The sequence below is a fragment of the Enterobacter cloacae complex sp. ECNIH7 genome (assembly GCF_002208095.1).
Lineage (GTDB): Bacteria > Pseudomonadota > Gammaproteobacteria > Enterobacterales > Enterobacteriaceae > Enterobacter > Enterobacter cloacae_M.
Window position 1 is genome coordinate 1,062,685 of record NZ_CP017990.1, and the last position, 26,106, is coordinate 1,088,790.

Annotated in this window: 24 protein-coding genes; 18 read left to right on the forward strand and 6 right to left on the reverse strand. The window is 56.7% G+C overall.

Going from position 1 to position 26,106, the window contains the following annotated elements:
• Nucleotides 1-119: 119 nt before the first annotated feature.
• The 6 genes from mmuP to tauD all read left to right on the forward strand — a co-directional run bounded on the left by mmuP (nt 120) and on the right by tauD (nt 6,464).
• Nucleotides 120-1,520, forward strand: coding sequence for an S-methylmethionine permease (gene mmuP / locus WM95_RS05145; protein ID WP_063408765.1), 1,401 nt, complete (start codon nt 120-122; stop codon nt 1,518-1,520).
• Nucleotides 1,507-2,439, forward strand: a complete 933-nt coding sequence (gene mmuM, locus WM95_RS05150) for a homocysteine S-methyltransferase (protein ID WP_063408764.1) — start codon at nt 1,507-1,509, stop codon at nt 2,437-2,439. The genes mmuP and mmuM overlap by 14 nt, the downstream gene beginning before the upstream one ends.
• A gap of 612 nt (nt 2,440-3,051) precedes the next feature.
• Nucleotides 3,052-4,014 carry a taurine ABC transporter substrate-binding protein gene (gene tauA, locus WM95_RS05155; protein WP_063408763.1) on the forward strand — a complete coding sequence of 321 codons (963 nt, stop codon included), beginning with the start codon at nt 3,052-3,054 and terminating at the stop codon, nt 4,012-4,014.
• A 10-nt stretch (nt 4,015-4,024) separates the two neighbouring features.
• Complete coding sequence (gene tauB, locus WM95_RS05160; protein WP_063408762.1) at nt 4,025-4,792, forward strand: taurine ABC transporter ATP-binding subunit; 768 nt, start codon at nt 4,025-4,027, stop codon at nt 4,790-4,792.
• Entirely contained in the window at nt 4,789-5,616 is an 828-nt protein-coding gene (gene tauC, locus WM95_RS05165; RefSeq protein WP_088544657.1) for a taurine ABC transporter permease TauC, read from the forward strand. Before tauB ends, tauC begins: the two co-directional genes overlap by 4 nt.
• The gene (tauD, locus tag WM95_RS05170) at nt 5,613-6,464 is read left to right on the forward strand and encodes a taurine dioxygenase (protein ID WP_001547743.1); all 852 of its coding nucleotides are present in this window, start codon (nt 5,613-5,615) and stop codon (nt 6,462-6,464) included. The genes tauC and tauD overlap by 4 nt, the downstream gene beginning before the upstream one ends.
• Nucleotides 6,465-6,533: 69 nt before the next feature.
• Here the strand turns inward: tauD and WM95_RS05175 are convergent, their stop codons facing one another.
• Both WM95_RS05175 and hemB read right to left on the reverse strand, forming a co-directional pair.
• The gene (locus WM95_RS05175; protein ID WP_063408760.1) at nt 6,534-8,258 is read right to left on the reverse strand and encodes a lysophospholipid acyltransferase family protein; all 1,725 of its coding nucleotides are present in this window, start codon (nt 8,256-8,258) and stop codon (nt 6,534-6,536) included.
• A gap of 72 nt (nt 8,259-8,330) precedes the next feature.
• Complete coding sequence (hemB, locus tag WM95_RS05180) at nt 8,331-9,305, reverse strand: porphobilinogen synthase (RefSeq protein ID WP_028017695.1); 975 nt, start codon at nt 9,303-9,305, stop codon at nt 8,331-8,333.
• A gap of 455 nt (nt 9,306-9,760) precedes the next feature.
• On the opposite strand from hemB, the gene WM95_RS05185 reads away from it, so the two are divergent.
• Both WM95_RS05185 and WM95_RS05190 read left to right on the forward strand, forming a co-directional pair.
• The gene (locus WM95_RS05185; protein WP_063408759.1) at nt 9,761-12,538 is read left to right on the forward strand and encodes an autotransporter outer membrane beta-barrel domain-containing protein; all 2,778 of its coding nucleotides are present in this window, start codon (nt 9,761-9,763) and stop codon (nt 12,536-12,538) included.
• A 92-nt stretch (nt 12,539-12,630) separates the two neighbouring features.
• A complete protein-coding gene (locus tag WM95_RS05190; protein ID WP_023310523.1) occupies nt 12,631-13,254 on the forward strand; it encodes a helix-turn-helix domain-containing protein in 624 nt (207 codons plus the stop codon).
• A 2-nt stretch (nt 13,255-13,256) separates the two neighbouring features.
• On the opposite strand, the gene ampH is transcribed toward WM95_RS05190, so the two are convergent.
• The gene (gene ampH, locus WM95_RS05195; RefSeq protein ID WP_023310524.1) at nt 13,257-14,417 is read right to left on the reverse strand and encodes a D-alanyl-D-alanine-carboxypeptidase/endopeptidase AmpH; all 1,161 of its coding nucleotides are present in this window, start codon (nt 14,415-14,417) and stop codon (nt 13,257-13,259) included.
• A gap of 204 nt (nt 14,418-14,621) precedes the next feature.
• Between ampH and WM95_RS05200 the strand changes: the two genes are divergently transcribed.
• The 3 genes from WM95_RS05200 to WM95_RS05210 all read left to right on the forward strand — a co-directional run bounded on the left by WM95_RS05200 (nt 14,622) and on the right by WM95_RS05210 (nt 17,603).
• Nucleotides 14,622-15,155 (forward strand): isochorismatase family protein, encoded by a 534-nt coding sequence (locus WM95_RS05200; protein WP_063408758.1) that lies wholly within the window; start codon nt 14,622-14,624, stop codon nt 15,153-15,155.
• 115 nt (nt 15,156-15,270) lie between these two features.
• Complete coding sequence (gene sbmA, locus WM95_RS05205) at nt 15,271-16,491, forward strand: peptide antibiotic transporter SbmA (RefSeq protein WP_023310526.1); 1,221 nt, start codon at nt 15,271-15,273, stop codon at nt 16,489-16,491.
• Nucleotides 16,492-16,505: 14 nt separating this feature from the next.
• Nucleotides 16,506-17,603 (forward strand): DUF1615 domain-containing protein, encoded by a 1,098-nt coding sequence (locus WM95_RS05210; protein WP_063408757.1) that lies wholly within the window; start codon nt 16,506-16,508, stop codon nt 17,601-17,603.
• Here WM95_RS05210 and WM95_RS05215 read toward each other — a convergent pair.
• Nucleotides 17,600-17,899 (reverse strand): DUF2755 family protein, encoded by a 300-nt coding sequence (locus WM95_RS05215; protein WP_008503287.1) that lies wholly within the window; start codon nt 17,897-17,899, stop codon nt 17,600-17,602. The two genes, WM95_RS05210 and WM95_RS05215, sit on opposite strands and share 4 nt — an antisense overlap.
• Nucleotides 17,900-18,148: 249 nt before the next feature.
• On the opposite strand from WM95_RS05215, the gene WM95_RS05220 reads away from it, so the two are divergent.
• Nucleotides 18,149-18,385, forward strand: coding sequence for a DUF2754 domain-containing protein (locus tag WM95_RS05220; RefSeq protein WP_063408756.1), 237 nt, complete (start codon nt 18,149-18,151; stop codon nt 18,383-18,385).
• On the opposite strand, the gene ddlA is transcribed toward WM95_RS05220, so the two are convergent.
• Nucleotides 18,382-19,482, reverse strand: a complete 1,101-nt coding sequence (ddlA, locus tag WM95_RS05225; protein ID WP_029739746.1) for a D-alanine--D-alanine ligase — start codon at nt 19,480-19,482, stop codon at nt 18,382-18,384. The genes WM95_RS05220 and ddlA overlap by 4 nt on opposite strands.
• A gap of 103 nt (nt 19,483-19,585) precedes the next feature.
• Here ddlA and WM95_RS05230 point away from each other — a divergent pair, with 103 nt between their 5' ends.
• The 6 genes from WM95_RS05230 (at nt 19,586) to adrA (ending at nt 25,255) form a co-directional block, all read left to right on the forward strand.
• Nucleotides 19,586-20,269, forward strand: coding sequence for an extensin-like domain-containing protein (locus WM95_RS05230; RefSeq protein ID WP_063408755.1), 684 nt, complete (start codon nt 19,586-19,588; stop codon nt 20,267-20,269).
• A 168-nt stretch (nt 20,270-20,437) separates the two neighbouring features.
• On the forward strand, nt 20,438-21,652 hold the full coding sequence (locus WM95_RS05235; protein ID WP_045356391.1) for a multidrug efflux MFS transporter: 1,215 nt from the start codon (nt 20,438-20,440) through the stop codon (nt 21,650-21,652).
• Nucleotides 21,653-21,863: 211 nt separating this feature from the next.
• Complete coding sequence (gene iraP / locus WM95_RS05240) at nt 21,864-22,124, forward strand: anti-adapter protein IraP (RefSeq protein ID WP_023310532.1); 261 nt, start codon at nt 21,864-21,866, stop codon at nt 22,122-22,124.
• A 99-nt stretch (nt 22,125-22,223) separates the two neighbouring features.
• Complete coding sequence (phoA, locus tag WM95_RS05245) at nt 22,224-23,639, forward strand: alkaline phosphatase (protein ID WP_023310533.1); 1,416 nt, start codon at nt 22,224-22,226, stop codon at nt 23,637-23,639.
• 89 nt (nt 23,640-23,728) lie between these two features.
• Nucleotides 23,729-24,049: a phosphate starvation-inducible protein PsiF gene (gene psiF / locus WM95_RS05250; protein ID WP_023310534.1), complete on the forward strand. Its 321-nt coding sequence runs from the start codon at nt 23,729-23,731 to the stop codon at nt 24,047-24,049.
• Between the two features lie 102 nt (nt 24,050-24,151).
• The gene (adrA, locus tag WM95_RS05255; RefSeq protein WP_063408754.1) at nt 24,152-25,255 is read left to right on the forward strand and encodes a diguanylate cyclase AdrA; all 1,104 of its coding nucleotides are present in this window, start codon (nt 24,152-24,154) and stop codon (nt 25,253-25,255) included.
• 14 nt (nt 25,256-25,269) lie between these two features.
• Here adrA and proC read toward each other — a convergent pair whose 3' ends face one another.
• Nucleotides 25,270-26,079 carry a pyrroline-5-carboxylate reductase gene (gene proC, locus WM95_RS05260; protein ID WP_023310536.1) on the reverse strand — a complete coding sequence of 270 codons (810 nt, stop codon included), beginning with the start codon at nt 26,077-26,079 and terminating at the stop codon, nt 25,270-25,272.
• Nucleotides 26,080-26,106: the final 27 nt, after the last annotated feature.

Consider the following 26,106-nt stretch of genomic DNA (forward strand, 5'->3'; position numbering starts at 1 on the left):
CACCCCAGACTCAGCGCGAGGCGTGCCCGTTTGCGTCTGGTCATCTAGCTTTTTATTAACAATCGCGGTATAACACACCTTCTTTGGATGTTTAGATGTCCATACGTATAGAAGGTAATATGCAAACACAACAAGAAAATGGGCAGCTTAAGCGCACCATGAAAACACGCCACCTGATTATGCTCTCGCTGGGTGGCGTGATTGGGACAGGGTTATTCTTCAATACCGGATACATCATTTCAACCACCGGGGCGGCGGGCACGCTGCTGGCGTACCTGATAGGCGCGCTGGTGGTCTGGCTGGTGATGCAGTGTCTGGGCGAGCTTTCCGTGGCGATGCCGGAAACCGGCGCGTTCCACGTCTATGCCGCCCGCTATCTTGGCCCGGCGACGGGCTACACCGTGGCGTGGCTCTACTGGCTCACCTGGACGGTGGCGCTCGGCTCCAGCTTTACCGCCGCGGGCTTCTGCATGCAGTACTGGTTCCCCCAGGTGCCGGTCTGGGCCTGGTGCGTGGTCTTCTGCGTGGTGATTTTTGGCCTGAACGTCATCTCTACGCGCTTCTTTGCGGAAGGCGAATTCTGGTTCTCCCTGGTCAAAGTCATCACCATTATCGCCTTTATTATTCTTGGCGGCGCGGCGGTCTTTGGCTTTATCCCTATGCAGGACGGTTCACCCGCGCCGGGCTTAAGCAACATCACCGCCGAGGGCTGGTTCCCGCACGGCGGCCTGCCGATCCTGATGACCATGGTGGCGGTGAACTTTGCCTTCTCCGGTACCGAGCTCATCGGCATCGCGGCGGGGGAAACGGAAAATCCGCACAAGGTGATTCCGGTTGCGATCCGCACCACCATTGCGCGCCTGATTATCTTCTTTATCGGCACCGTGTTTGTGCTGGCGGCGCTGATCCCGATGCAGCAGGCGGGCGTGGAAAAGAGCCCGTTCGTGCTGGTGTTTGAAAAGGTCGGTATTCCTTACGCGGCGGATATTTTTAACTTTGTGATCCTGACGGCGATCCTCTCGGCAGCGAACTCCGGGCTGTACGCCTCCGGGCGCATGCTGTGGTCGCTCTCTAATGAGAAAACGCTGCCGCGCTGCTTTGCCCGGGTGAACAAAAACGGCGTGCCGCTGACGGCGCTCTCGGTTTCTATGCTCGGCGGCGTGCTGGCGCTGTTCTCAAGCGTCGTGGCCCCGGACACGGTGTTTGTCGCGCTGTCGGCGATTTCTGGCTTTGCGGTGGTGGCGGTGTGGATCAGCATCTGCGCGTCGCACTTCGTTTTCCGCCGCAGTCATCTGCAGTCCGGTCAGCCGCTCTCTGCGCTGCAGTATCGTGCGCCGTGGTATCCGCTGGTGCCGGTGCTTGGTTTTATCCTCTGCGTGGTGGCCTGTGTCGGCCTGTGGTTTGACCCGAGCCAGCGCATTGCCCTTTATTGCGGGCTTCCGTTTGTCGCCCTGTGTTATGGTGCGTACTACCTGACCCGAAATATGACATCGCAGGAGCCTGAACATGTCGCAGAATAACCCGCTTACCGCCATCCTTGAAAAACAGCCGTTTGTGGTGCTGGATGGCGCGATGGCGACGGAGCTGGAAGCGCGCGGCTGTAACCTGGCAGACAGCCTCTGGTCAGCCAAAGTGCTGGTGGAAAACCCGGAACTCATCCGCGAAGTGCATCTCGATTACTACCGCGCGGGCGCGCAGGTGGCGATCACCGCCAGCTATCAGGCCACGCCTGCGGGGTTTGCGGCGCGCGGTCTGGACGAAGCGCAGTCCCGCGCGCTGATCGGCAAAAGCGTGGAGCTGGCGCGTAAGGCGCGCGAAGCGTATCTGGCTGAAAATCCGCACGCGGGCACGCTGCTGGTGGCGGGCTCCGTTGGGCCGTACGGCGCGTATCTGGCGGATGGATCAGAGTATCGCGGCGACTACGTGCGTAGCGCCGGGGAGTTTACGGCCTTCCATCGCCCGCGCGTGGAAGCGCTGCTGGATGCGGGCGCTGACCTGCTGGCCTGCGAAACGCTTCCCTCGTTTACCGAGATTAAGGCGCTGGCGGCGCTTCTGGCCGAGCACCCCCGCGCCCGGGCGTGGTTCTCCTTTACCCTGCGGGACAGCGAACACCTGAGCGACGGTACGCCTCTGCGTGAGGTGGTCAGCGCGCTGGCAAACTCTCCGCAGATTGTCGCGCTGGGCATTAACTGCATCGCCCTGGAAAACACCACGGCGGCGCTGAAGCATCTGCAAAGCCTGACGTCGCTGCCGCTGGTGGTCTATCCGAACTCGGGCGAGCATTATGATGCGGTCACCAAAACCTGGCACCACCACGGCGAAGCGTGCGAGACGCTGGCGGGGTATCTGCCGCAGTGGCTTGCTGCCGGGGCTAAGCTGATTGGCGGATGCTGCCGGACCTCGCCGAAAGATATTGCTGAGCTGAACGCGCAGCGCTGAGTGCTTTGCCGGGTGGCGGCTACGCCTTACCCGGCCTACATCTAAGGTTTCGTGCGCCTGATGCCCTCACCCTGACCCTCTCCCACGGGGAGAGGGAAAAAACATCAAAAACAGCAACATGCGTTGTTTCAGAACGATTGAAGGCTTTCAGCGATGCTCTGGTCCGGCTGTAAATCGCTGAGGCGTTTCCTGCAGGCCGGGGCGAGGCGCATGGATGCGCCGAGAGGGCGGGCTTTACAGGGACGTTACCTCCGCCCGTCCCCGATAAGCCGGAGGGAATAAGCCGAGGGCACCGCGTAGCGGCGATTTACCGCCGGGAGCCCGGGTCGCCAGGGTGGTGGCGACTGAGCCACCCTGGCACGTTCACAGGTCATGTCATTACAGAGTAGCAAGGAACATAAAGTGAACGGAATGACCACTACCGCCTTATGTTCCCCTCACCCTAACCCTCTTCCCAAAGGGGAGAGGAGAAAAAAACAACCGCACAAAATCAACTATCCTTTCCCGCTTTTTATCTAAAAACGAATCGTTATGAGCGATTCATTTTTATTCCTTTATCAAAATTCCCGCGCCGGAAATACTGCCCTCATAACAACAAGGGGAGCAGGCACTATGGCAATTTCATCGCGAATCACACTTCTCGGCGCACTGGCGCTGTGGGCATTTCAGGTGCAGGCGGTGGACGTCACCGTCGCGTATCAAACCTCTGCGGAACCGGCGAAAGTCGCGCAGGCGGACAACACCTTTGCGAAAGAGAGCGGCGCGAAAGTCGACTGGCGCAAGTTCGACAGCGGCGCATCCGTGGTGCGTGCGTTAGCCTCCGGCGACGTGCAGATCGGCAATATCGGATCCAGCCCGCTGGCGGTGGCGGCCAGCCAGCAGGTGCCGATCGAGGTTTTCCTGCTCGCCTCGCAGCTCGGTAACTCAGAAGCGCTGGTAGTGAAGAAAAACATCACTAAACCGGAAGATCTGATCGGCAAACGCATCGCCGTGCCGTTTATCTCCACAACCCACTACAGCCTGCTGGCGGCGCTCAAACACTGGGGCATCAAGCCGGGTCAGGTACAAATCATCAACCTGCAGCCGCCGGCGATTATCGCGGCCTGGCAGCGCGGGGATATTGACGGGGCTTACGTCTGGGCACCGGCAGTGAACGAACTGGAAAAAGACGGCACCGTGCTGACCGACTCAGAAAAAGTGGGCCAGTGGGGCGCGCCAACCCTCGACGTGTGGGTCGTGCGCAAGGACTTCGCCGAGAAACATCCTGAGGTGGTGAAAGCCTTCGCCAAAAGCGCGATTGATGCCCAGCAGCCGTACATCTCTAACCCGGATGAATGGCTGAAGCAGCCCGCCAACCTGGAAAAACTCTCCCGCCTCAGCGGCGTGCCGGAAGCGGACGTGCCGGGGCTGGTGAAAGGCAATACCTATCTGACCCCCGCGCAGCAGGTTCAGCAGCTTACCGGGCCGGTAAACAAAGCGATTGTTGATACCGCCACCTTCCTGAAAGAGCAGGGCAAAGTGCCAGCGGTGGCGACGGATTACAGCCAGTACGTGACCGATCGTTTTGTGAAATAAGGAGTCCGCCATGCTGAATATTACGAACCTGTACGCCGATTACGGCGGTAAGCCCGCGCTGGAGGACATCAACCTGACGCTGGACAGCGGTGAGCTGCTGGTGGTGCTGGGCCCGTCCGGGTGCGGAAAAACCACGCTGCTGAATCTGATCGCCGGGTTTGTCCCTTATCAGCATGGCTGCATCCAACTGGAAGGCAAAAAGGTGGAAGGCCCGGGCGCCGAGCGCGGCGTGGTCTTCCAGAACGAAGGATTGCTTCCCTGGCGCAACGTGCAGGAAAACGTGGCGTTTGGGCTACAGCTTGCGGGCGTCAATCGCGAACAGCGGCTGAAAACGGCACGGACGATGCTGAAAAAAGTGGGGCTGGAAGGGGCGGAAAAACGCTTTATCTGGCAGCTTTCCGGCGGCCAGCGGCAGCGCGTGGGTATTGCCCGCGCGCTGGCCGCGAATCCGCAGCTGTTGCTGCTGGACGAGCCGTTCGGGGCGCTGGATGCCTTCACCCGCGAGCAGATGCAAACCCTGCTGCTGCGCCTGTGGCACGAGACGGGCAAGCAGGTGCTGTTGATTACCCACGATATCGAAGAGGCGGTGTTTATGGCGACGGAGCTGGTGCTGCTCTCGCCGGGGCCGGGCCGCGTGCTGGAGCGCTTGCCGCTGGATTTCGCCCGCCGCTTCGTCGCGGGAGAACCCGTGCGCAGCATCAAATCCGATCCGCTGTTTATCGAACAGCGTGAATACGTCTTAAGCCGCGTGTTTGAACAACGGGAGGCTTTCTCATGAGCATCGTCTTCAGTGAAAAAACGCGCCGCACGCGTCTGGCGCTGCGCTGGCCTTTCTCGCGCCAAATCACGTTGAGCGTCGGTACGCTGCTGGTGCTGCTGGCGGTGTGGTGGGCGGTTGCTGCCCAGCAGTGGGTCAGCCCGCTGTTTCTGCCGCCGCCGGGCCAGGTGCTGGCCAAACTCATTACCATCGCCGGGCCGCAGGGCTTTATGGATGCCACTCTCTGGCAGCACTTAGGTGCAAGTCTGGCGCGTATTCTGGTGGCGCTTCTGGCTGCCGTCATCATCGGCATTCCCGTGGGCATTGCGATGGGGCTGAGCACGACGGTGCGCGGCATACTCGACCCGCTGATTGAGCTTTACCGTCCGGTGCCGCCGCTGGCCTGGCTGCCGCTGGTGGTTATCTGGTTCGGCATAGGTGAAACGCCCAAAGTTTTACTCATCTATCTGGCGATCTTTGCGCCGGTTGCAATGTCAACGCTGGAAGGCGTGAAGAGCGCCCAGCAGGTGCGGATCCGCGCGGCGCAGTCGCTGGGAGCTAGCCGCACGCAGGTGCTGCTGTTCGTGATTTTACCGGGCGCGCTGCCGGAAATTTTAACCGGGCTGCGCATCGGCCTCGGCGTGGGCTGGTCCACGCTGGTGGCGGCAGAGCTGATTGCGGCCACGCGCGGCCTTGGGTTTATGGTGCAGTCGGCGGGAGAGTTCCTGGCGACTGACGTGGTGCTGGCAGGGATCGCGGTGATCGCCGCGATCGCCTTCGGATTAGAACTGGGGCTGCGCGCGTTACAGCGCCGCCTGACGCCCTGGCATGGAGAAATACAATGAGTGAACGTCTGACCATTACCCCGCTGGGGCCGTACATTGGCGCGCAGGTGTCGGGCCTGGATGTGACCCGTCCGCTGAGCGATAACCAGTTCGAGCAGCTGTACCACGCGGTGCTGCGCCATCAGGTCGTTTTCCTGCGGGAACAGGCGATCACCCCGCAGCAGCAGCGCGCGCTGGCCCTGCGCTTTGGCGATCTGCATATCCACCCCGTCTATCCGCATGCGGAAGGCGTGGAGGAGATTATCGTTCTGGACACCCACAACGATAACCCGCCGGACAACGACAACTGGCACACCGACGTGACCTTTATCGAGACGCCGCCCGCCGGGGCGATTCTGGCGGCGAAGCTGCTGCCGGAAACCGGCGGCGATACGCTGTGGACCAGCGGGATTGCGGCGTATGAGGCGCTCTCCGCGCCGTTCCGGACGCTGCTGAGCGGGCTGCGGGCGGAGCACGACTTCAAAAAATCGTTCCAGGAGTACAAGTACCGTAAAACGGAAGAGGAACATCAGCGCTGGCAGGAGGCGGTTGCGAAGCATCCTCCGCTGCTGCACCCGGTGGTGCGGACCCATCCTGTCACGGGCAAGCAGGCGTTGTTCGTGAATGAAGGGTTCACGACGCGCATCGTGGACGTGTCCGAGAAAGAGAGTGAGGCGCTGCTGGGATTCCTGTTCGCGCATATCACCAGGCCGGAGTTTCAGGTCCGCTGGCGCTGGCAGGAGAACGACCTGGCGATCTGGGATAACCGCGTAACGCAGCACTATGCCAATGCGGACTATCTGCCGCAGCGCCGGATTATGCAGCGGGCGACGATTTTGGGGGATAAGCCGTTTTATCGTGCGCCTTGATCCCCTCACCCTAACCCTCTCCCCAAAGGGGCGAGGGGACTGCCCGGTGCGGTTTTCACCCTCTCCCTTTCAGGGAGAGGGCTGGGGTGAGGGTATTAAATGCGCCTCAATATACCGCTGATAGCGGTTCGCCTTCAGGTAACACAAATCCACCAGCACCAGTCCGTCGACGCAGTCGTTAAACGCCGGGTCGCTGCCAAAATCAATAAACTGCACGCCGCCGGGTTCACACAGCTCGGAATACTGCTTGTAGAGCGGCGGAATGCCGCAGCCCAGATTGCCGAGCAGGGATTTCAGCTTTGTCAGGTCATCCACGTAATCCACGCCGCCAAACTGCGCGAGCACGTCCGGCAGCGATGCGGGATACGGCTGACGTGACGCGGCCAGCGGATGCGTTGCCGGGAACCACAGGCGGTAAAAGGCCACCAGCAGATCCCGTGCGGCAGGCGGTAAGCCACCGGAAATCGAGACCGGGCCAAACAGGTAGCGGTAGTTCGGATAACGCGCCAGGTAGGCTCCAATGCCGGACCATAAATAGTCCAGGCCGCGGCGTCCCCAGTAGCGCGGCTGAATAAAGCTGCGCCCCAGCTCAATGCCGTGCTCCAGCACGTCCTGCATTTTGTCGTCGTAGTGGAACAGGCTATAGCTGTACAACCCCTCAACGCCGCGCTTTTCGATCTGCATGGCCGTCGGCATAAAGCGATACGCCCCGACGATCTCCAGATCGTCCTCATCCCACAGGATCAGGTGCAGATAATCATCGTCGTAGCTGTCGGTGTCCCGACGTTTGCCGCTCCCTTCCTCGACCGCGCGAAAGGCAATCTCGCGCAGGCGGCCCAGCTCGCGCAGCAGCGGGGCGTCTTCCTGCCCGTTGCGCTGCCAAAGATAGATGGTTTTACCGTCGCTGGTATTGCCCAGACATTCGGCCTGCGCCAGCGCGCGTTTCAGGGTGGCGCGGTCTTCCGGGCGGGCAATGGCGCACTGGGTTTTAAAGACGCCAGGCAATCCCTTGCCAAGACGCATCACGTGCTGACGGCACTGTTCGGCCATCTCACGCGACGAAAGGGTGGCGCTGTGCCAGTGATGCCAGGCAATCTGCTGGCCGATCTTAATCGGCAGCTGGCTGTGGCGGCGGCGGAACATCTGCTGCATGAGTAACAGCATTGACAGCGTCGGGGAGACCAGCGTGCTGGCATAGAAGAGCACGCTGTTATGCGCCTGAATATGCACCGGCAGCAGCGGGGCGCGCAGCTTGCTGGCGAGTTTGATAAAGCCAGAGTGCCACTTTTTGTCGCGAATGCCTTTGCGCGTGGGGCGGGAAACTTCTCCGGCCGGGAAGAAGATCAGCACGCCCGCGTTTTGCAGATGCTGTTCCATCTGCACCAGGGACGATTTCGCTGTCCTGCCGCCCATATTATCCACCGGAATAAACAGCGAGCTGAGGGGCTCAAGGTGGGTCAGCATCCGGTTGGTCACGACTTTAACATCGCGCCTCACGCGGGAAACGGCGTACATCAGCGCCAGACCGTCCAGCGTGCCCGTCGGGTGGTTGGCAATAATGACCAGCGGGCCATGTTCGGGGATTTGTTCAAGATCGCGGGCGGAAACGGTGCAGAGAATATCAAGGTGTTCCAGAACTTGCTCCACCATATCCAGTCCTTTCAGATGGCGGTGTGCTGCGGCAAATTGCTGAAATTCGTCTTCGTAGAACAGTCTTTTTAACAGACTTTTTTGCCAGGGGGTGGGCCTCGCCTGAGGCCAAAGATCGTCGAGAACGCTATCGAGGCTAAACATGGTTACTCCTCCTGCCGTCTTGCGAAGACAGTAGAAGGAGCAGATGTCGGTTGTATTGCAGTTTGGTGAAGATTAGCGGAGGATTTTTTTCTCAGCCAGATCCAGCGCGAAGTAGCTGAAGATCAGATCCGCGCCTGCGCGTTTGATGGCGCCGAGGCTTTCGAGGACCACTTTCTCTTCGTCAATCGCACCGGCCAGCGCGGCGAATTTGATCATCGCGTACTCGCCGCTGACCTGGTAAGCGCCCAGCGGCAACTCGGTGCGCTCGCGGATGTCGCGCAGGATATCAAGGTACGCGCCCGCAGGTTTCACCATCAGGCAGTCTGCGCCCTGGGCTTCGTCGAGCAGGGATTCGCGAATCGCTTCCCGACGGTTAAGCGGGTTCATCTGATAGGTTTTACGATCGCCCTTCAGCGCCGTGCCCGCAGCTTCACGGAACGGGCCGTAGAAGGAGGAGGCAAATTTGGTGGAGTAAGACATGATGGCGGTGTCGGTAAAGCCCGCCGCGTCCAGCGCCTGGCGGATCGCCTGAACCTGTCCGTCCATTGCGGCAGAGGGCGCGATGAAGTCCGCACCCGCAGCGGCAGCCACGACCGCCTGTTTGCCGAGGTTCAGCAGGGTGGCATCGTTATCGACACCGTGATCGCACAGCACGCCGCAGTGGCCGTGAGAGGTATATTCGCAGAAGCAGGTGTCTGACATAACCACCATTTCCGGCACGGTCTCTTTGCAGATGCGGGACATGCGGGCGACGAGGCCATCTTCTTTCCACGCGTCGCTGCCGGTGGCATCGGTATGGTGAGAGATGCCGAAGGTCATCACCGAGCGGATCCCCGCGTTGGCGATGCGTTCAATCTCACGCGCCAGATATTTCTCCGGAATGCGCATTACGCCCGGCATGGCTTCGATGGCTTTGTAGTCATCGATCTCTTCTTCGACAAAAATCGGCAACACCAGATCGTTTAAGGTCAGGGTTGTCTCTTCAAACATAGCGCGCAGTGCAGGTGACTTGCGCAGGCGGCGGGGACGTGCAATTAAATCGGTCATGGTATGCCTGATGTTTGTGGAACAAAGAAGGCTAGTGTACCTCAAAGTGAAGACAGGTGTTTTGGTAAAAGTGGGCATTTTATTTTGTAAAATGCGATGAGTCTGGTTTTTTGGCATCAATATATAATGCAGGACAGTATAACGCCGAAATGGAGATAAGTTATTCATATTGTTTTTATATTAAACAGAAAACATCATTGAAAATGATTCATTATTTATTTTTATATGTACATTATTGTTTCGTCTCTATTTTAATGCTTTGTTTTTATAATATTTATCTGTAGTGACAGAGGCTTTCTCGGTTTTGATGCGTTATTAGTCTGGATACGGACTTAATGGAAACATTCATTGAACCTTTTCGAAATGAAAATGCATAATTCCCTCCGCAATTAAACTAAACATTGCAAAATCATTGATGGACAAACTTGCTTACGTCCCTGAGGAGGGATGACCCAATGCAAACATGGAAAAAGAAACTCGTTGTATCTCAACTTGCATTAGCCTGCACCCTGGCTATCGCTTCTCAGGCCAATGCGAAGGATATTTCCGGTACGACATATAATACATTCGGATACGATAATACCGCTTCCGCTCCCTGGTATTATGGCTATGCCGACTGGGATTACTCAGACGCGACCCACGACGGCGATATTTATCCGGTGATTAATAAAAGCACCGTGAATGGTGTTATTTCAACATACTATCTGGATGATGGTATCAATGGGCGGGCGAATGCGTTAAGCATTTCCAACAGCACCATTAATGGTATGATTACCTCTAAGTGTATGACCTCCTCGTGTGCTGACGGCCTGGATACCGATGGCACCAACCATTCTCAATACGATCGTTTTAGCCTGACCGTAGATAATTCCACCATTAACGATACCTATGAGCATTATGCGTATGACGTCGTGAACGGGGAAAATACGGAAAGACACAATCTGGACACGTATAATCTGGGTAATGCGATTACCCTGGATGTGGAGTCCGATATTGTTATCCAGAATAATTCCCACATTGCCGGTATTACCCTGACGCAGGGTTATCAGGAGCCGGATAATACCCCTTACGACGGTGTGGAAGGCGTAGCCAACAGCAGCAAAGTATTTACCGACACGCTGGTGGTGAAAGACTCTGTTCTGACCTCAGGCGCGTACAGCGATCTGGGAACCAGCGGGTTCTACGGTCAAACCGCGAAGCCGAGCGACTACGGTGAAACGAATGCCACGGCGGCAGATGATGCGGCGCTGATCGTTGCCGCTAGCGCGTCTGATAACGCGATGCAGACCACTGCCACGTTCGATCACTCCACCGTTACTGGCGATATTCTGTTCTCCAGCACCTTCGACAACAACTTCTATCCGAACGGCGATCCGGCTACGGATACCACTGCAGACGGTGTCTATAACCCAACCACCAACGGCTGGGATGGCACCGATAAGCTGGATGTCACCCTGACCAACGGCAGCAAATGGGTCGGTGCAGCACAGTCCAGCGTCGAGGCTATCGGCCCAGCGCAGATGTATGGCCTGGGCTACAGCAACGTAGACTGGAGTAGCTTATCCCCTAACAGCATTTGGCCGGATTCCGTTTATGACAGCAACGGACACGTTGCAGGTGAAGCGGTGTATCAGAGCGGGCTGTTTAACATCGCGCTGGATAACGGCTCTGAGTGGGATACCCGCAAGCTTTCTAATATCGACACGCTGATGGTAAACAACCAGTCTCAGGTTAACGTCGAAGACTCTGGCCTGCTGGCGGACTCCATCACCCTGACCAATGCTTCATCAATGAATATTGGAGACAGCGGTGCCGTGGCGACCGACCGTCTGTATCTGGACAGCTATAGCCGTGCGGCACTGACGGAAGAAACGGCCCAACTGTATGCCAACACCATCACCGTGGATAACGGTGCTGAGCTGGCGCTGGGGCTGGGTCAGGTTGATACGCACAATATGGAACTGACCGATGGCGGGGAGCTTAACGTTGCCAGCCGTGATTACGTCCTGAACAGCGATTTGAACAACGCACGCTATATCACTAACGATAAGTACAATGCCGATTACGACTACGGTGTTGTGGCGATTAACTCTAATGGCCATCTGTCAGTAAACGGTGACGTTGCAGGTAACTACCAGGTGCGCATCGACGATGCGACCGGTGCCGGTTCCGTTGCTGATTACAAAAACAAAGAGATTATTCGCGTCTATGACAATAATGCGGATACCACAGCCAGCTTTACTGCAGCAAACAAAGCCGATTTAGGCGCTTACACCTATCAGGCGCAGCAGCAGGGTGACGCCGTTGTCCTTCAGCAGAAAGAGCTGACCGACTCTGCCAATATGGCGCTGAGCATCCCATCTGCCAATACCAATATCTGGAATCTGCAGCAGGATACCGTTGGCACGCGTCTGACCAACAGCCGTCACGGCCTGGCGGATAACGGCGGGGCGTGGGTGAGCTACTTCGGTGGCAACTTCGACGGTGACAATGGCGTTATCAGCTACGATCAGGACGTGAGCGGCATTATGGTGGGTGTGGACACCCAGATTGACGGTAATAACGCGAAGTGGATCGTCGGTGGTGCGGCAGGTTTCGCGAAGGGTGATACCAGCGATCGTACCGGTCAGGTCGATCAGGATAGCCAGACTGCGATGATCTATGCGTCAGCGAAGTTCATGAACGATCTGTTCCTCGACAGCTCCCTGAGCTACACCCGCTTCAACAGCGATCTCTCCGCCAACATGAGCAACGGTCAGTACGTTGACGGCAATACCACGAATGATGCTGTTGGTTTTGGGCTGAAGCTGGGCTATGACTGGAAGCCAAACCTCTCTGGCTACTTTACGCCATATGCCGCCGTCTCTGGCCTGTTCCAGTCTGGCGATGATTATCGTCTGAGTAATGACATGCGCGCTGATGGACAATCTTACGATAGCCTGCGTTATGAACTCGGCGTTGATACGGGCTATACCTTCAACTACGGCGGCGAACAGGCTCTGACGCCTTACTTCAAACTGGCCTACGTCTATGACGACGCCGATAACAATGCCGATATTAACGGTGACAGCATTGATAACGGCGTGAAAGGCTCCGCTGTGCGGGTAGGGCTGGGCACCCAGTTCAGCTTCACGAAGAACTTCAGTGCGTACACCGATGCCACTTATCTGGGCGGCGGCGACGTTGATCAGAACTGGGGCGCAAATCTGGGCGTGAAATATACCTGGAAATGAATAAAAGCGGGGGGAGTGGTTATCTCCCCCGCTTTTTATACAAGTAATAAAAATAATATTGGACCGACAAATACGGATGACTTGAGGTCTGCATGAACGTTAATGCGAAACCGCTTTCTGAATTACGCCGGCTCGAACAGTATTTAACAGCGGCCAGTACTCCTTTTACATGTGCGCCCCAGCAATTAATTACGTCAGACGAATGGAATGAGCCTTGTACGATCGTATTACAAACCGGCGTTATTGAGGTTTATCGAACTTCTGATGAACTGCTGGTGGGGATTGCGACTGCCCCTTTTATATTCGGGCTGTCTACGGTGGTGATTAATCACTCTCACGAATACAGGGTAATTGCTAAAACGGCCTGTACCGGTTTTTATTTGCCCACGGAAACCACCCGTCAACTTATCCAGCAGTATTCACTCTGGAAAGAGGCCTTCTGCTGGTTATCCTGGATAACTTACATTCTTGAGAAACGCGATAAGCAGCTGGTGGGAAATAACTCCTATCACCAGATCCGCTCGATGCTGCTGAATATGGCGGAATGGGATGAAACGCTGCGTTCAAAAATCGGTGTGATGAATCATATTCAACAGAGCACAAGAATTTCACGCTCCGTTGTTGCCGAGGTGCTTGCCGCCCTGAGGCAGGGAAACTATATCAATATGAGCCGGGGCAAGCTGGTCAGCATCAACCGCTTGCCCACGGAATATTAAAATTAGTTTGACGCGGTGAGCACCTGGGCCTTATTGGCGCTCAGTTCTGCCACCAGGTTATTAATCCCGTCACTCATATTGACGAAACGCGTATGCGGGGAGCGGGTGACCACCACAAATGCGCCCACGTTTGACTGCGGGATCATGGCCATATAGGTGATGAATCCGCCGCCGCCGCCGGTTTTCTGAATAATACCCGGACGGCCATTTTTCGGTGCCATATAGACCCACCCCATGCCGAGCGCATCGGCTTTACCCGGCACGTCCATCCCGATGACGCGTTGCAGCTGAGTGCGCTGATAAATCAGGGTCTGCATACGATCGGCCTGGCTGCTGCGGGCGTAGAAATCTGAGGAAAGGAACTGCTGCATCCAGCGCATCATGTCGCCAGGCGTGGAATAGACCCCGCCGCTGCCCACGGCCGCGAGCGTGTTATTACAGGGGCTAGCGCCTTTCTCCGCCACCATCAGGCGACGACACTGATCCGGGGACGGGGTAAAGGTGGTGTCTTTCATACCCAGCGGACGGGTTATCTGCTCTTCAAACAGCTGCGTGTAGGGTTTGCCAGCCGCCGTTGAAAGGGCGTCCGCCAGCAGGTCAAAGGCCAGGTTTGAATAAGAGGCCTGCGAACCCGGCGCTGCCTTCAGCGTGGCGGTACTCAGGTAGCTCCAGCGCTGGTCGCGCGTTGGCCAGACAAATACGTCACGGTGCGCCGCCCCGCCTGGCTGCTCACGCGGCAGGGCGCTGGTGTGGGTGGCAAGGTTCACAAGCCGGATCGGCGTCCCCTGATACGTGGGTACCCGGGCGCCTGGCGGCGCGTATTTGCTGAGCGGGTCGTCGAGCTTCACCACGCCCTGGTCGAGCAGTTTCACCAGCATTTCGCTGGTCATCAGCTTGGTTAGGGACGCGATGCGGATAACGGAATCCAGCTGCGGGTGAACGTTATTTCCTGGGCGCGTCTCGCCAAAGCTGCGGAACACACGCTGGTTGCCGTCGATGACGACCATCGCCATACCGGTCGCGCCGCTGCCGTAATAGATAAGGTTCGCGTAGCGATCGGCAATATCTGAAGCTAAAACGGGCGCCGTCAGCGGTTGGGCTGCCTGGGCGGTAGAAAAGCTCACCGCACACAGCGCGGCAAAAGAGAGCAGACAACGTTTCAACGAAAAGCATCCATGAAGTGAATGAGGAAAGTAATGGGTATTTATACTACTAAACGGTACCGCGCAATGCCCCGAATTGCATAACGATAGCGAGAAAAACGTAACCATGGGTAAATATGAACAATTTACTGACGAGCCATCTCCCATTTTGTGACATCGGGCTTATGATAGGCACCAGTGTCACTCAATCTTACGGAGAACGGTATGTCTGAGAAGCGTGTGGTTATGGTTGTCGATATGCAGAACGGGGTATTTGAAACCCCTCGTCATCAGCGCGAAAAATGTGTCTCTCTGATCAACCAGCTTACGCAGGCAGCCGACAAGGTGATTTTTATTCAACATACCGAGGCCGGGGGCCTGGAAGAGGGAAGCGAAGGGTTTGCGCTACTGCCTGAACTCCATCAGCCTGCTGACGCGCTTTACGTCACTAAAACCGCCTGTGATGCCTTCTATAACACCGCGCTAGAGACGTTGCTGCGTGAGCAGGGCATTCGCGAGTTTGTCATCTGCGGCTGTGCCACCGACTACTGCGTTGACGCGACGATCAAGAACGGCGTCAGCCGGGGTTATCACATCACCGTGGCGGAAGATGCCCATACCACATCCAACCGCCCGGCTGCTGAAGCACAGATCCTGATTAACCATCACAACGACGTCTGGCGTAACTTCATCGCGCCGGCGAATCCTCTCGCGGTGAAACGCACCGAAACAATTCTTGAAAACTGGAAAGCGAACTAATAATTAACGCTCGGGTCTGACCTTTTTGCCGGAGCCGGGAGGCTGGCTCGGGCAGGTTTTTCGTGTGGTAACGTGTTGTGCACAGCAACAGCCATAACAACAAGAAGGAAGCATTATGTTTAAGTCTTTTTTCCCAAAGCCGGGGCCTTTTTTCCTGTCGGCATTTATTTGGGCACTCATCGCTGTCATTTTCTGGCAGGCGGGCGGCGGCGCATGGCTGACGCGTATCACGGGAGCAACGGGCGAGGTGCCGATTAGCGCGGCGCGCTTCTGGTCGCTGAGCTATCTGCTGTTTTACGCCTACTATATGGTGTGCGTTGGGCTGTTTGCGCTGTTCTGGTTTATGTATTCTCCGCACCGCTGGCAGTACTGGTCAATCCTCGGCACATCGCTGATTATCTTTGTCACCTGGTTTCTTGTCGAAGTGGGCGTGGCGGTTAACGCCTGGTATGCGCCGTTCTACGATTTGATCCAGACCGCGCTGAGCTCGCCGCACAAGGTGACCATCAACCAGTTCTACCATGAAGTCGGGATCTTCCTCGGTATCGCCCTGATTGCGGTTATCATCGGCGTGATGAACAACTTCTTCGTCAGCCACTACGTTTTCCGCTGGCGTACCGCGATGAATGAACATTACATGGCGCACTGGCAGCACCTGCGCCATATCGAAGGCGCCGCGCAGCGCGTGCAGGAAGACACCATGCGTTTTGCCTCCACCCTTGAAGACATGGGCGTCAGCTTTATCAACGCCATCATGACGCTGATCGCCTTCCTGCCCGTGCTGGTAACGCTCTCTGCGCACGTGCCGGATCTGCCTATTGTCGGTCATATTCCTTATGGTCTGGTGATTGCCGCGATCGTCTGGTCGCTGATGGGGACGGGCCTGCTGGCGGTAGTGGGGATCAAGCTGCCGGGCCTGGAGTTTAAAAATCAACGCGTGGAAGCCGCTTATCGTAAAGAGCTGGTTTACGGCGAAGATGATGCCAACCGCGCCTCGCCGCCGACCGTCCGCGAGCTGTTTGGCGCCGTGCGTCGTAACTACTTCCGACTCTACTTCCACTATATGTATTTCAACATCGCGCGTATTTTGTATCTGCAGGTGGATAACGTTTTCGGTTTGTTCCTGCTGTTCCCGTCGATTGTTGCGGGTACGATTACGCTCGGTCTGATGACGCAGATTACCAACGTTTTCGGTCAGGTTCGAGGCTCGTTCCAGTACCTGATCAGCTCCTGGACCACCCTGGTAGAACTGATGTCCATCTACAAACGTCTGCGCAGTTTTGAACGTGAGCTGGACGATCGTGACCTGCAGGAAGTCACCAACACATTTAGCTAATACAGGAAGTTGCTATGTCTTTTGCCGTACCGCGCGCGTTACCGTTGTCCTTGCTGGCCGCTCTTGTGCTGGCAGGCTGTGCCGAAAAAGGTGCCGCTCCGCTCAAAAAGGGGGAGAAGCCCGTCGATGTGGCGAGCGTAGTGCGGCAGAAAATGCCCGCCAGCGTGAAGGATCGCAATGAGTGGGCAGATGCGCTGGCAAAAACCTTTGAAAGCCAAAAGATCGCGCCGACCGAGGAGAATATCTGCTCGGTGCTGGCGGTGGCGCAGCAGGAGTCGATGTACCAGTCAGACCCGGTCGTGCCGGGCCTGAACAAAATTGCCTGGAAAGAGATCGACCGCCGCGCGGAGTCCATGCATATCCCGGTTTTCCTGGTGCATACCGCGCTTAAAATCACCTCGCCGAACGGCAAAAGCTACAGCGAACGGCTGGATGCGGTGAAAACCGAAAAACAGCTTAGCGCCATCTTTGATGATTTCATCAGTATGGTCCCGATGGGGCAGAAGCTGTTTGGCTCGCTGAACCCGGTACATACCGGTGGCCCGATGCAGGTGAGCATTGCGTTCGCGGAGAAGCATACCGACGGCTACCCGTGGAAAATCGACGGTACGGTGCGCCAGGAGGTCTTCTCCCTGCGCGGCGGACTGTGGTTCGGCACGTATCATCTGCTGAACTATCCGGCGAACTACAATGAGCCGCTGTACCGCTTTGCCGACTTTAACGCGGGCTGGTATGCCAGCCGTAATGCGGCATTCCAGAGTGCGGTCAGCCGCGCAAGCGGCGTCAAGCTGGCGCTGGACGGCGATCTCATCGCTTACGGCAGCAGCGAGGCGGGAAGCACCGAGCTGGCAGTACGGAAATTATCGACAACGCTTGGCTTGAGCAACAGCGACATTCGCCGTCAGCTTGAGAAAGGCGATAGCCTGGCCTTTGAGAAAACGGATCTGTACAACAAGGTGTTTGCGCTTGCGGAGCAGAAAAGTGGGAAAACGTTACCGAGGGCGATCCTGCCGGGGATCCAGCTGGAAAGCCCGAAGATCACGCGTAACCTGACAACCGCATGGTTCGCAAAACGCGTGGACGATCGCCGGGCGCGCTGTATGGGGCTTTAACGGCGGCGGCGAAAGCGCAGAACTAACGCTACAACGCCCAGAATCATACATCCCGCGAGGAAGGGGATCAGGCCGAACAGGGTGCTGACGCCAAACCCAATCTCAACTCGCGGGCGTCCGTTATCCTGCACCTGCATCAGGTGTTCATAAACGCCAGGCGCATGGACCAGCATATTGAGCAGCTGGGAACCGGCCCAGAAGCAGAACAGGACAAACAGGGCATAAGCAATATTACCCGCCGTGGAGGTTTTTGGTTTGCCGCCAAAAATCGGTTTCGACAATGTAAAGTCAGCCATGTTGACCTCCCGTGGTATCACTCTGTTTTAATACGCGTCTTACGGGGTGAGTTTGACAGGTCATCGCATTTGTCAATATCAGAATCGTGGTAATTTACGCGCCGGAATTCTCCTGGATTGTCGATTTCTGCAGCACATCACAATTTCATCACTTAAGTGAAATTGCGTCGCGTTTCAGAATTTCCGTATCTGCCACAGACCTGGCCGTAAAACTGTGAGAGGATGTCTTTTTTTCCTGCCGGAGTTGTTATGAAGCTCACGTCCAAACTACGCCGTGACTGGCACTACTACGCCTTTGCCATCGGGCTGATCTTTATTCTTAACGGTGTCGTGGGCCTGTTGGGGTTTGAAGCAAAAGGGTGGCAAACCTATGCTGTCGGGCTGGTGACCTGGGTGATAAGTTTCTGGCTGGCGGGGCTGATTATCCGCCGTCGTCCTGAAGAGACGACAGCGGATGACGCGGAGTCGACGAAGAGCGCCGATTAACCGTTTACGGAACTTTTAAGCGCGCTGTCGGCGGCGTGACGCTCCAGCGCCAGTTCTATCAGGCGGGTGATCAGTTCCGGGTAGCTCAGGCCGCTGGCCTGCCACAGTTTTGGATACATGCTGATGTTAGTGAACCCCGGCAGCGTGTTGATTTCATTGATCACCACTTCGTTTTCCGGCGTCAGGAACACATCCACGCGCGCCATGCCGCAGCAGCCGAGCGTCTGATAAGCGCGAATGGCGATCGCCCGGATCTTATCGTTAATCGCCGGATCGATATCCGCAGGAACGACAACCTGCGCGCCTTTGTCATCAATGTATTTGGTGTCGTACGAGTAGAAGTCGCTGTTTAACACCACTTCGCCGCAGGTGCTCGCCTGTGGAAAATCGTTGCCCAGCACGGCGCACTCAATTTCACGGCCTTTGATGCCCTGCTCAACCACCACTTTATGGTCGAACTCAAACGCCAGACGGACGGCCTGCGTGAACTCTGCTTCGCTGGTGACTTTGCTGACGCCTACGGAGGAGCCCTGGTTTGCCGGCTTCACAAACAGCGGCAGACCCAGCTCTCCGCTGATTTGCGCGAAGCTGTGCTTGTCGCGGTTTGCGCGGGTGAGGGTCACGAATGGCGCAATATTCAGCCCGGCATCGCGCAGCAGGCGTTTGGTGACGTCTTTGTCCATGCACGCGGCAGAGCCGAGGACATCCGAGCCGACGAACGGCAGGTTGGCCATGCGCAGCATCCCCTGCAGGGAACCATCTTCGCCCAGGGTGCCGTGAACAATAGGGAAGACAACGTCGATCTGGGCGAGAGCCTGAGCGTTGCCGGCGTCGATGAGCTGCCCCTTCACGACGCCGGGTACGGTGGCGACGCTCACTTCCGAAGGATTAAGGGCGATATGGGCCGGATCGTGAGCATTCAGCAGATACTGGCTGGCATCGTTCACGTGCCACTGGCCCTGTTTATCAATGCCCAGCAGCACCACGTCGAAACGGCTTTTATCGATCGCATCAACGATATTTTTGGCCGATTGCAATGACACTTCGTGCTCCGCTGATTTTCCCCCAAAGACAATACCTACGCGCTGCTTAGCCATCTCACTCTCTTCCAGTCTGACGAAAAGCCAATAACATACCACGATGCCCGGCGGGTTTCGCGGCCTTCTGCCATAATGTTTTGGGGAATGTTGAGGGGGGAGAGTGAAAGGAAAAACGCTGCTGACCGTATTCATCATTGTGGCCGTTGCAACGGTGGGTTACCGCTGGTTGCCGTCTTACTACAACCCTTTCATGCCGCTGACGCTGGACGACCCGCCGGGCCGAATCACCCAGTATAAGCTTCGGCGCTTAAACCCCGAGGCGTGCGAGAGCCTGCTCGCGCAGGCTAACCAAAGAGATCTCATCCGCACCCAGCCGGTGGCGGACAGCGGCGGCGCGTGTCCGCTTAACAACGTCGTGCGCGTGCGTGACTTCGGTCCGGTCGGCCTGAACGGGAGCTTTCTTGCCAGCTGTCCGCTGGCGCTCAGCTCTGCGCTGTTTATCAGCCAGCAGGCCCGACCGCTGACAAAGCGCTATACGGGCAGCGACCTTGCGCGTATCGACCACCTCGGCAGCTATGCCTGCCGCAATATTTATCACCGCCCCGACGCGCGCCGCAGTGAACATGCCACGGCGGAGGCGCTGGATATCGCCGCTTTTCGTCTGGCGAACGGGGAACGCGTCACGGTGCTGAACGGCTGGAAGGCTGCAACGACGCAGCCCTGGCTGAAGGCTATGCTTGCGGCAAGCTGCGGCTACTACGGAAACGGTCTGGGACCGGAGTATAACGCGGCGCATGCCAACCATTTTCATCTGGGAATGCGCGGTTTCGGCCTCTGCCGGTGAAGCATAATATTCCGCCAGAAAATGGATGAATTGTGACTTGTTTCACAAATATGATGACTGGGAAGATAAAACACCAAAGTCAGTCGGGCCGCATCTCTGGTGCGACGTCAAAACGCGTAACTTGCTAATCTGTCGGCGAATTCGCCTAAAAATGAAGACTATTTCGTTATGGAATCCTGGAAAGTTAATCTTATCTCGGTCTGGTTTGGCTGCTTCTTTACCGGGCTGGCCATTAGCCAGATCCTGCCGTTCCTGCCGCTGTACGTCTCGCAGCTGGGGGTGACCTCGCATGAAGCGCTCTCCATGTGGTCCGGCCTGACGTTCAGCGTCACGTTTCTGGTGTCCGCCATTGTGTCACCGATGTGGGGCAGCCTGGCGGATCGGAAAGGCCGTAAACTGATGCTGCTGCGCGCCTCGCTCGGGATGGCGATCGCCATTCTGCTCCAGGCCTTCGCCACCAACGTCTGGCAGCTGTTTTTCCTGCGTGCGGTGATGGGGCTGACGTCCGGGTACATTCCAAACGCCATGGCGCTGGTCGCCTCTCAGGTGCCGCGCGAGCGTAGCGGCTGGGCGCTGAGCACGCTCTCCACGGCGCAGATCAGCGGCGTCATCGGTGGTCCGCTGCTGGGGGGCTTTCTGGCGGACCACGTCGGGCTGCGCGCGGTATTTATCATCACCGCGATCCTGCTGGTGGTCAGTTTTCTGGTCACGCTCTTTCTTATCAAAGAGGGAGGCCGCCCGGTTATCAGTAAATCTGAACGCCTGAGCGGCAAGGCCGTCTTCGCCTCGCTGCCCTATCCGGGACTGATGATCAGCCTGTTTGTGACCACTATGGTTATCCAGCTCTGTAACGGTTCGGTCGGTCCGATTCTGGCGCTGTTTATCAAGTCGATGGAGCCGGATAGCACAAATATCGCTTTTCTGAGCGGCATGATTGCCGCCGTACCGGGCGTATCCGCCCTGATTTCCGCGCCGCGTCTGGGAAAACTGGGTGACAGGATCGGCACCGCGCGCATCCTGATGGCGACGCTGATCTTTGCGGTGGTGCTCTTCTTCGCGATGTCGTTTGTCACCTCTCCGCTTCAGCTTGGCATATTGCGGTTTCTGCTCGGCTTTGCTGATGGCGCCATGTTGCCTGCGGTACAGACCCTGCTGGTTAAATATTCCAGCGACCAGGTGACGGGGCGTATCTTTGGATATAACCAGTCATTTATGTATCTGGGGAATGTTGCCGGTCCGCTTATTGGCGCATCCGTTTCCGCGATGGCCGGTTTTCGTTGGGTATTTGCCGCCACGGCGATTGTCGTTTTAATCAATATTATCCAGCTGGCTATTGCGCTGCGTCGCCGCAGACAAATGGCGGAAGCGAAATCGTCGAGATAATCGTTTCGTTGATGTATTATATATTCTTATGGTAGCCGCATTTTTATATAACAAAAATGCGGCGTTTTTTTATAGAAAAACGTTTCGCTCACCGCGGTGGTTCTTTATTTTTATTCCTGCATCACTTTTGCATACCATAATAAATTTCTTCTCTTTGCATTATGGATTCAGAATGCTAACTTCAGACAAAACTGAAAAAGGAACTGGCACGATGAAAAATCTCATTGCTGAATTGCTGGTCAAACTGGCACAAAAGGAAGAGGAGTCAAAAGAGCTGGTTGCTCAGGTCGAAGCGCTGGAAATTGTGGTCACCGCGCTGCTGCGACAAATGGCGAAAACCGATCAGCAGGCGTTGATTGAGAGCGTGGAAGGCGCACTGGACAGCGTCAGGCCTGAATCGCAGGTTCCGGTTGAGGATGCCGAGATGCTCCACCAGTACGTAAAGAAGCTGTTAAGGCATCCGCGCACCTAAACCGTCACAGGACGTAACGACGTGTCATAGAATTGTCATGCAGGATGCCTATAGTCGCTCTGTTTTTATTTTTATGTATTTGTACATGGAGAAAATAAATTGAAACAGAGCGCACTTTTCATCGCATTACTTCCCCTGTTAATTACCCCTGCCATTTATGCCGATACTGCCCAAACCAGCGTGCTGGATAATCGCGCGGCAAAAGGGGATATCACCCAGCCTGGCGGCGCACGCCGTTTATCAGAAGATCAAACTGCCGCTATTCGCGCTTCGCTGAATGATAAGCCGGCGAAAAATATTATTCTGCTTATTGGCGATGGAATGGGGGATTCCGAAATTACGGCGGCGCGAAATTATGCCGAGGGTGCGGGCGGCTTTTTTAAAGGTATCGACGCATTACCGTTGACCGGACAATATACCCATTACGCGCTGGATAAAAAAACCGGTAAACCGGATTACGTCACGGACTCGGCGGCCTCTGCTACGGCGTGGTCCACCGGCGTGAAAACCTATAATGGCGCGCTGGGTGTGGATATTCACGAAAAAGATCACCAAACCCTTCTGGAGATGGCAAAAGCGGCGGGCCTGGCGACCGGCAACGTCTCCACCGCTGAACTTCAGGATGCAACGCCCGCGGCGCTGGTGGCGCATGTAACCTCGCGTAAATGCTACGGCCCGTCAGTGACCAGCGAAAAATGCCCGACGAACGCGCTGGAAAAAGGCGGCAAAGGCTCGATTACGGAACAGCTGCTGAACGCGCGTCCTGACGTGACCCTGGGCGGCGGCGCGAAAACCTTTGCAGAAACCGCAACGGCGGGCGAGTGGCAGGGCAAAACGCTGCGCGAGCAGGCGCAGGCCCGCGGCTATCAGCTGGTGAGTGACGCCAGTTCGCTGGCAGCCATCACCGAGGCGAACCAGGACAAGCCGCTGCTGGGGCTATTCTCTGACGGCAACATGCCCGTGCGCTGGGAAGGACCAAAAGCCTCTTATCACGGCAATATCGATAAACCTGCAGTAACCTGTACGCCTAACCCGAAACGCACGGACAGCGTACCGACGCTGGCGGCGATGACTGATAAAGCTATCTCTCTGCTGAGCAAGAGCGAAAAAGGGTTCTTCCTGCAGGTGGAAGGCGCGTCGATTGATAAGCAGGATCATGCGGCGAATCCGTGCGGCCAGATTGGCGAAACCGTCGATCTGGACGAAGCGGTGCAGAAGGCGCTTGAGTTCGCGAAAAAAGACGGCAACACCCTGGTGGTGGTCACCGCGGACCATGCGCACGCCAGCCAGATTATTCCGGCAGATACCAAAGCCCCGGGCCTGACGCAGGCGCTGAATACCAAAGATGGCGCCGTTATGGTGTTGAGCTACGGCAACTCTGAAGAAGAGTCCATGGAGCACACCGGCACCCAGCTGCGCATTGCAGCCTATGGGCCGCACGCGGCAAACGTGGTAGGCCTGACCGATCAAACGGATCTGTTCTACACCATGAAGGCGGCGCTGGGTCTTAAATGATAAAATCCCGGCGGAAATCACATCTGCCGGGTGGTTTTTTTCCTGTCACGAACCAGACTTACAGGGAATGTTCACAAAAGGATGGTGCAATGAAAACAACATTACTGGTTACTCTGCTCTCTGGCCTGTTCCTGATCGCATCGGCGAACGCGGAAGAGAAAACGTTAACGCCGCAACAGCAGCGTATGACCACCTGTAATCAACAGGCGACGTCTCAGAGTCTGAAGGGAGATGCTCGCAAGACATACATGAGCGACTGCCTTAAAAACGGCGCCGCGAAGCCGGCTGAAAAAAGCCTGACGCCGCAGCAGCAAAAAATGCGCGAGTGTAATGCGAAAGCAACCGAACAGTCCCTTAAAGGGGACGACCGCAGCAAGTTCATGAGCGCGTGCCTGAAGAAAAAAGTGTAGTTCAAACGGGTGAGCGGCTCCGGCGTCTCACCCGAAATTTCATACTTTCCCCGCAGACCCCCTCTCTATAATTTGGGAAAATGTTTCAGAATATTCCCAAAAATGATGAATGATGAAACGTATTACAACAAAAAGCGCATTCGGGAAGAGTGGAGTTTAACCCTTTCTCAGGATGACCCTCACCGCGCCGGCATTCAGTTTGCCCGGCGAGTCAGGCTGGCGCGCGCCGTCGGCCTGGCGGCAATGTTTTTCCCCGTTGCGGGGATGCTGGTCACCCATTTTTTACCCGGCGGCTGGTGGCTTTTACTGGTGGGGTGGTCGTTCGTCTGGCCCCATTTTGCCTGGCAGCTGTCCTGCCGCGCCGCTTCACCCCATCAGCAGGAAATTTTCAATCTTAAAATCGATGCCATTATTGCCGGGCTCTGGATCGGCGTGATGGGGATGAATGCGTTACCGACGGCAGCGCTGGTGATGATGGTGGGGATGAATATGATGGGCTCCGGGGGCTGTCGCCTGTTTATCCCGGGGATCGCGTTGACCCTGCTCTCCGCGCTGGTGACGCTGCCACTCGTCGGGAAGGTGGCCGTCTTCAACCCCGACCTTGTGGAGTGGGGCTTAACGTTACCCGTACTCGTGCTGTATCCCATGCTGTTTGCCTGGCTCAGTCACCGAACCGCCGTCAGGCTTGCGGAACATAAGCAGCGGCTGGAAATGATGAGCACACGAGACGGGATGACCGGGGTCTTCAACCGCCGACACTGGGAAATGCTGCTGCGAAATGAATTTGAGCATTGTCGGCGCGACCACAGCACCGCCACGATATTGCTGATTGATATCGACCACTTTAAAAACATCAACGACACCTGGGGGCACGACGTGGGCGACGAGGCGATCGTTGCTATTACGCGTCAGCTCCAGCGGTCGGTACGGTCAGGCGATGCGATCGGCCGGTTTGGCGGGGATGAGTTTGCAGTGATCATGTCGCAGACCGCGGCGGAGAGCGCCATCGCCGTGATGTCACGGCTGCATGAGCGTCTGGAAAAACTGACGTTACCGTGTGCGCCAAAAGAAGCGCTGCGCATAAGCGTAGGCGTTGCCCCCTGGGGGCCGCAGTTTGGACATTATCGGGAATGGCTGAAGGCGGCCGACGTCGCGCTGTACAGGGCGAAAAATGCCGGGCGCGGCCGCACCGAAGTGGCCGCCTGACGCCCGGTCAGAAATCAGGATTTACTCAGCTTCTCTGATTTTTCCATGCATTTTGCCATCGCTTCAATGACGGCCGAGCGGAACCCGCGCTCTTCCAGCACCCGCACCGCTTCGATGGTGGTACCCCCCGGGGAGCAGACCATATCTTTCAGTTCACCCGGATGTTTGCCGGTTTCCAGCACCATTTTGGCGGAGCCCATGACGGCCTGCGCGGCGAACTTATACGCCTGCGCGCGCGGCATTCCGCCAAGCACGGCGGCGTCGGCCATCGCTTCTAAAAACATGAACACATAGGCAGGGGCTGAGCCACTCACGCCAACCACCGGATGGATCATCGATTCGGCAATCACTTCTGCTTCACCGAAGCAGCGGAAAATATTCAGCACGTCGGCCACTTCTTCCGTGGTCACCAGCGCGTTAGGCGTGACGGAGGTCATGCCGGCATTGACCAGCGAGGGGGTGTTAGGCATCGCGCGGACGATTTTACGATCGTGACCCAGCGCGCGCGCCAGCTGATCGAGCGTGACGCCCGCGGCAATCGACACGACCAGCGTCTCTTTATTCAGGCTGGAGGTGATATCGCTCAGCACTTTGATCATGATGTTCGGCTTGACGGCACCAAAGACGATATCGGCGACCTGGGCGACTTCCTGCGCGCTTTCGGCGGCGTTGATCCCGTATTGATCGCGCAACTCGGCGACTTTGTCCGGTGACGGGGTATAGACCCAAATCTGACCCGGCAGCACCTGCCCGCTGGCGATCAGACCGCCCAGGATGGCTTTGCCCATGTTACCGCAGCCGATAAACCCGATTTTCTTGTCCATCACGATTCTCCGTCATTATGCGTTGTT

Excerpts from the sequence above, each read along its gene's own strand:
- WM95_RS05210 (WP_063408757.1), top strand. The coding sequence starts at position 16,506 with ATGTCTTTTGCCGTACCGCGCGCGTTACCGTTGTCCTTGCTGGCCGCT.
- ddlA (WP_029739746.1), bottom strand. The coding sequence starts at position 19,482 with ATGGCTAAGCAGCGCGTAGGTATTGTCTTTGGGGGAAAATCAGCGGAG.
- WM95_RS05215 (WP_008503287.1), bottom strand. The coding sequence starts at position 17,899 with ATGGCTGACTTTACATTGTCGAAACCGATTTTTGGCGGCAAACCAAAA.
- WM95_RS05235 (WP_045356391.1), top strand. The coding sequence starts at position 20,438 with ATGGAATCCTGGAAAGTTAATCTTATCTCGGTCTGGTTTGGCTGCTTC.
- sbmA (WP_023310526.1), top strand. The coding sequence starts at position 15,271 with ATGTTTAAGTCTTTTTTCCCAAAGCCGGGGCCTTTTTTCCTGTCGGCA.
- WM95_RS05190 (WP_023310523.1), top strand. The coding sequence starts at position 12,631 with ATGAACGTTAATGCGAAACCGCTTTCTGAATTACGCCGGCTCGAACAG.
- WM95_RS05175 (WP_063408760.1), bottom strand. The coding sequence starts at position 8,258 with ATGTTTAGCCTCGATAGCGTTCTCGACGATCTTTGGCCTCAGGCGAGG.
- iraP (WP_023310532.1), top strand. The coding sequence starts at position 21,864 with ATGAAAAATCTCATTGCTGAATTGCTGGTCAAACTGGCACAAAAGGAA.
- tauD (WP_001547743.1), top strand. The coding sequence starts at position 5,613 with ATGAGTGAACGTCTGACCATTACCCCGCTGGGGCCGTACATTGGCGCG.
- mmuP (WP_063408765.1), top strand. The coding sequence starts at position 120 with ATGCAAACACAACAAGAAAATGGGCAGCTTAAGCGCACCATGAAAACA.
- proC (WP_023310536.1), bottom strand. The coding sequence starts at position 26,079 with ATGGACAAGAAAATCGGGTTTATCGGCTGCGGTAACATGGGCAAAGCC.
- hemB (WP_028017695.1), bottom strand. The coding sequence starts at position 9,305 with ATGACCGATTTAATTGCACGTCCCCGCCGCCTGCGCAAGTCACCTGCA.
- tauC (WP_088544657.1), top strand. The coding sequence starts at position 4,789 with ATGAGCATCGTCTTCAGTGAAAAAACGCGCCGCACGCGTCTGGCGCTG.
- psiF (WP_023310534.1), top strand. The coding sequence starts at position 23,729 with ATGAAAACAACATTACTGGTTACTCTGCTCTCTGGCCTGTTCCTGATC.
- tauA (WP_063408763.1), top strand. The coding sequence starts at position 3,052 with ATGGCAATTTCATCGCGAATCACACTTCTCGGCGCACTGGCGCTGTGG.
- WM95_RS05185 (WP_063408759.1), top strand. The coding sequence starts at position 9,761 with ATGCAAACATGGAAAAAGAAACTCGTTGTATCTCAACTTGCATTAGCC.
- WM95_RS05200 (WP_063408758.1), top strand. The coding sequence starts at position 14,622 with ATGTCTGAGAAGCGTGTGGTTATGGTTGTCGATATGCAGAACGGGGTA.
- WM95_RS05220 (WP_063408756.1), top strand. The coding sequence starts at position 18,149 with ATGAAGCTCACGTCCAAACTACGCCGTGACTGGCACTACTACGCCTTT.
- tauB (WP_063408762.1), top strand. The coding sequence starts at position 4,025 with ATGCTGAATATTACGAACCTGTACGCCGATTACGGCGGTAAGCCCGCG.
- mmuM (WP_063408764.1), top strand. The coding sequence starts at position 1,507 with ATGTCGCAGAATAACCCGCTTACCGCCATCCTTGAAAAACAGCCGTTT.
- adrA (WP_063408754.1), top strand. The coding sequence starts at position 24,152 with ATGATGAATGATGAAACGTATTACAACAAAAAGCGCATTCGGGAAGAG.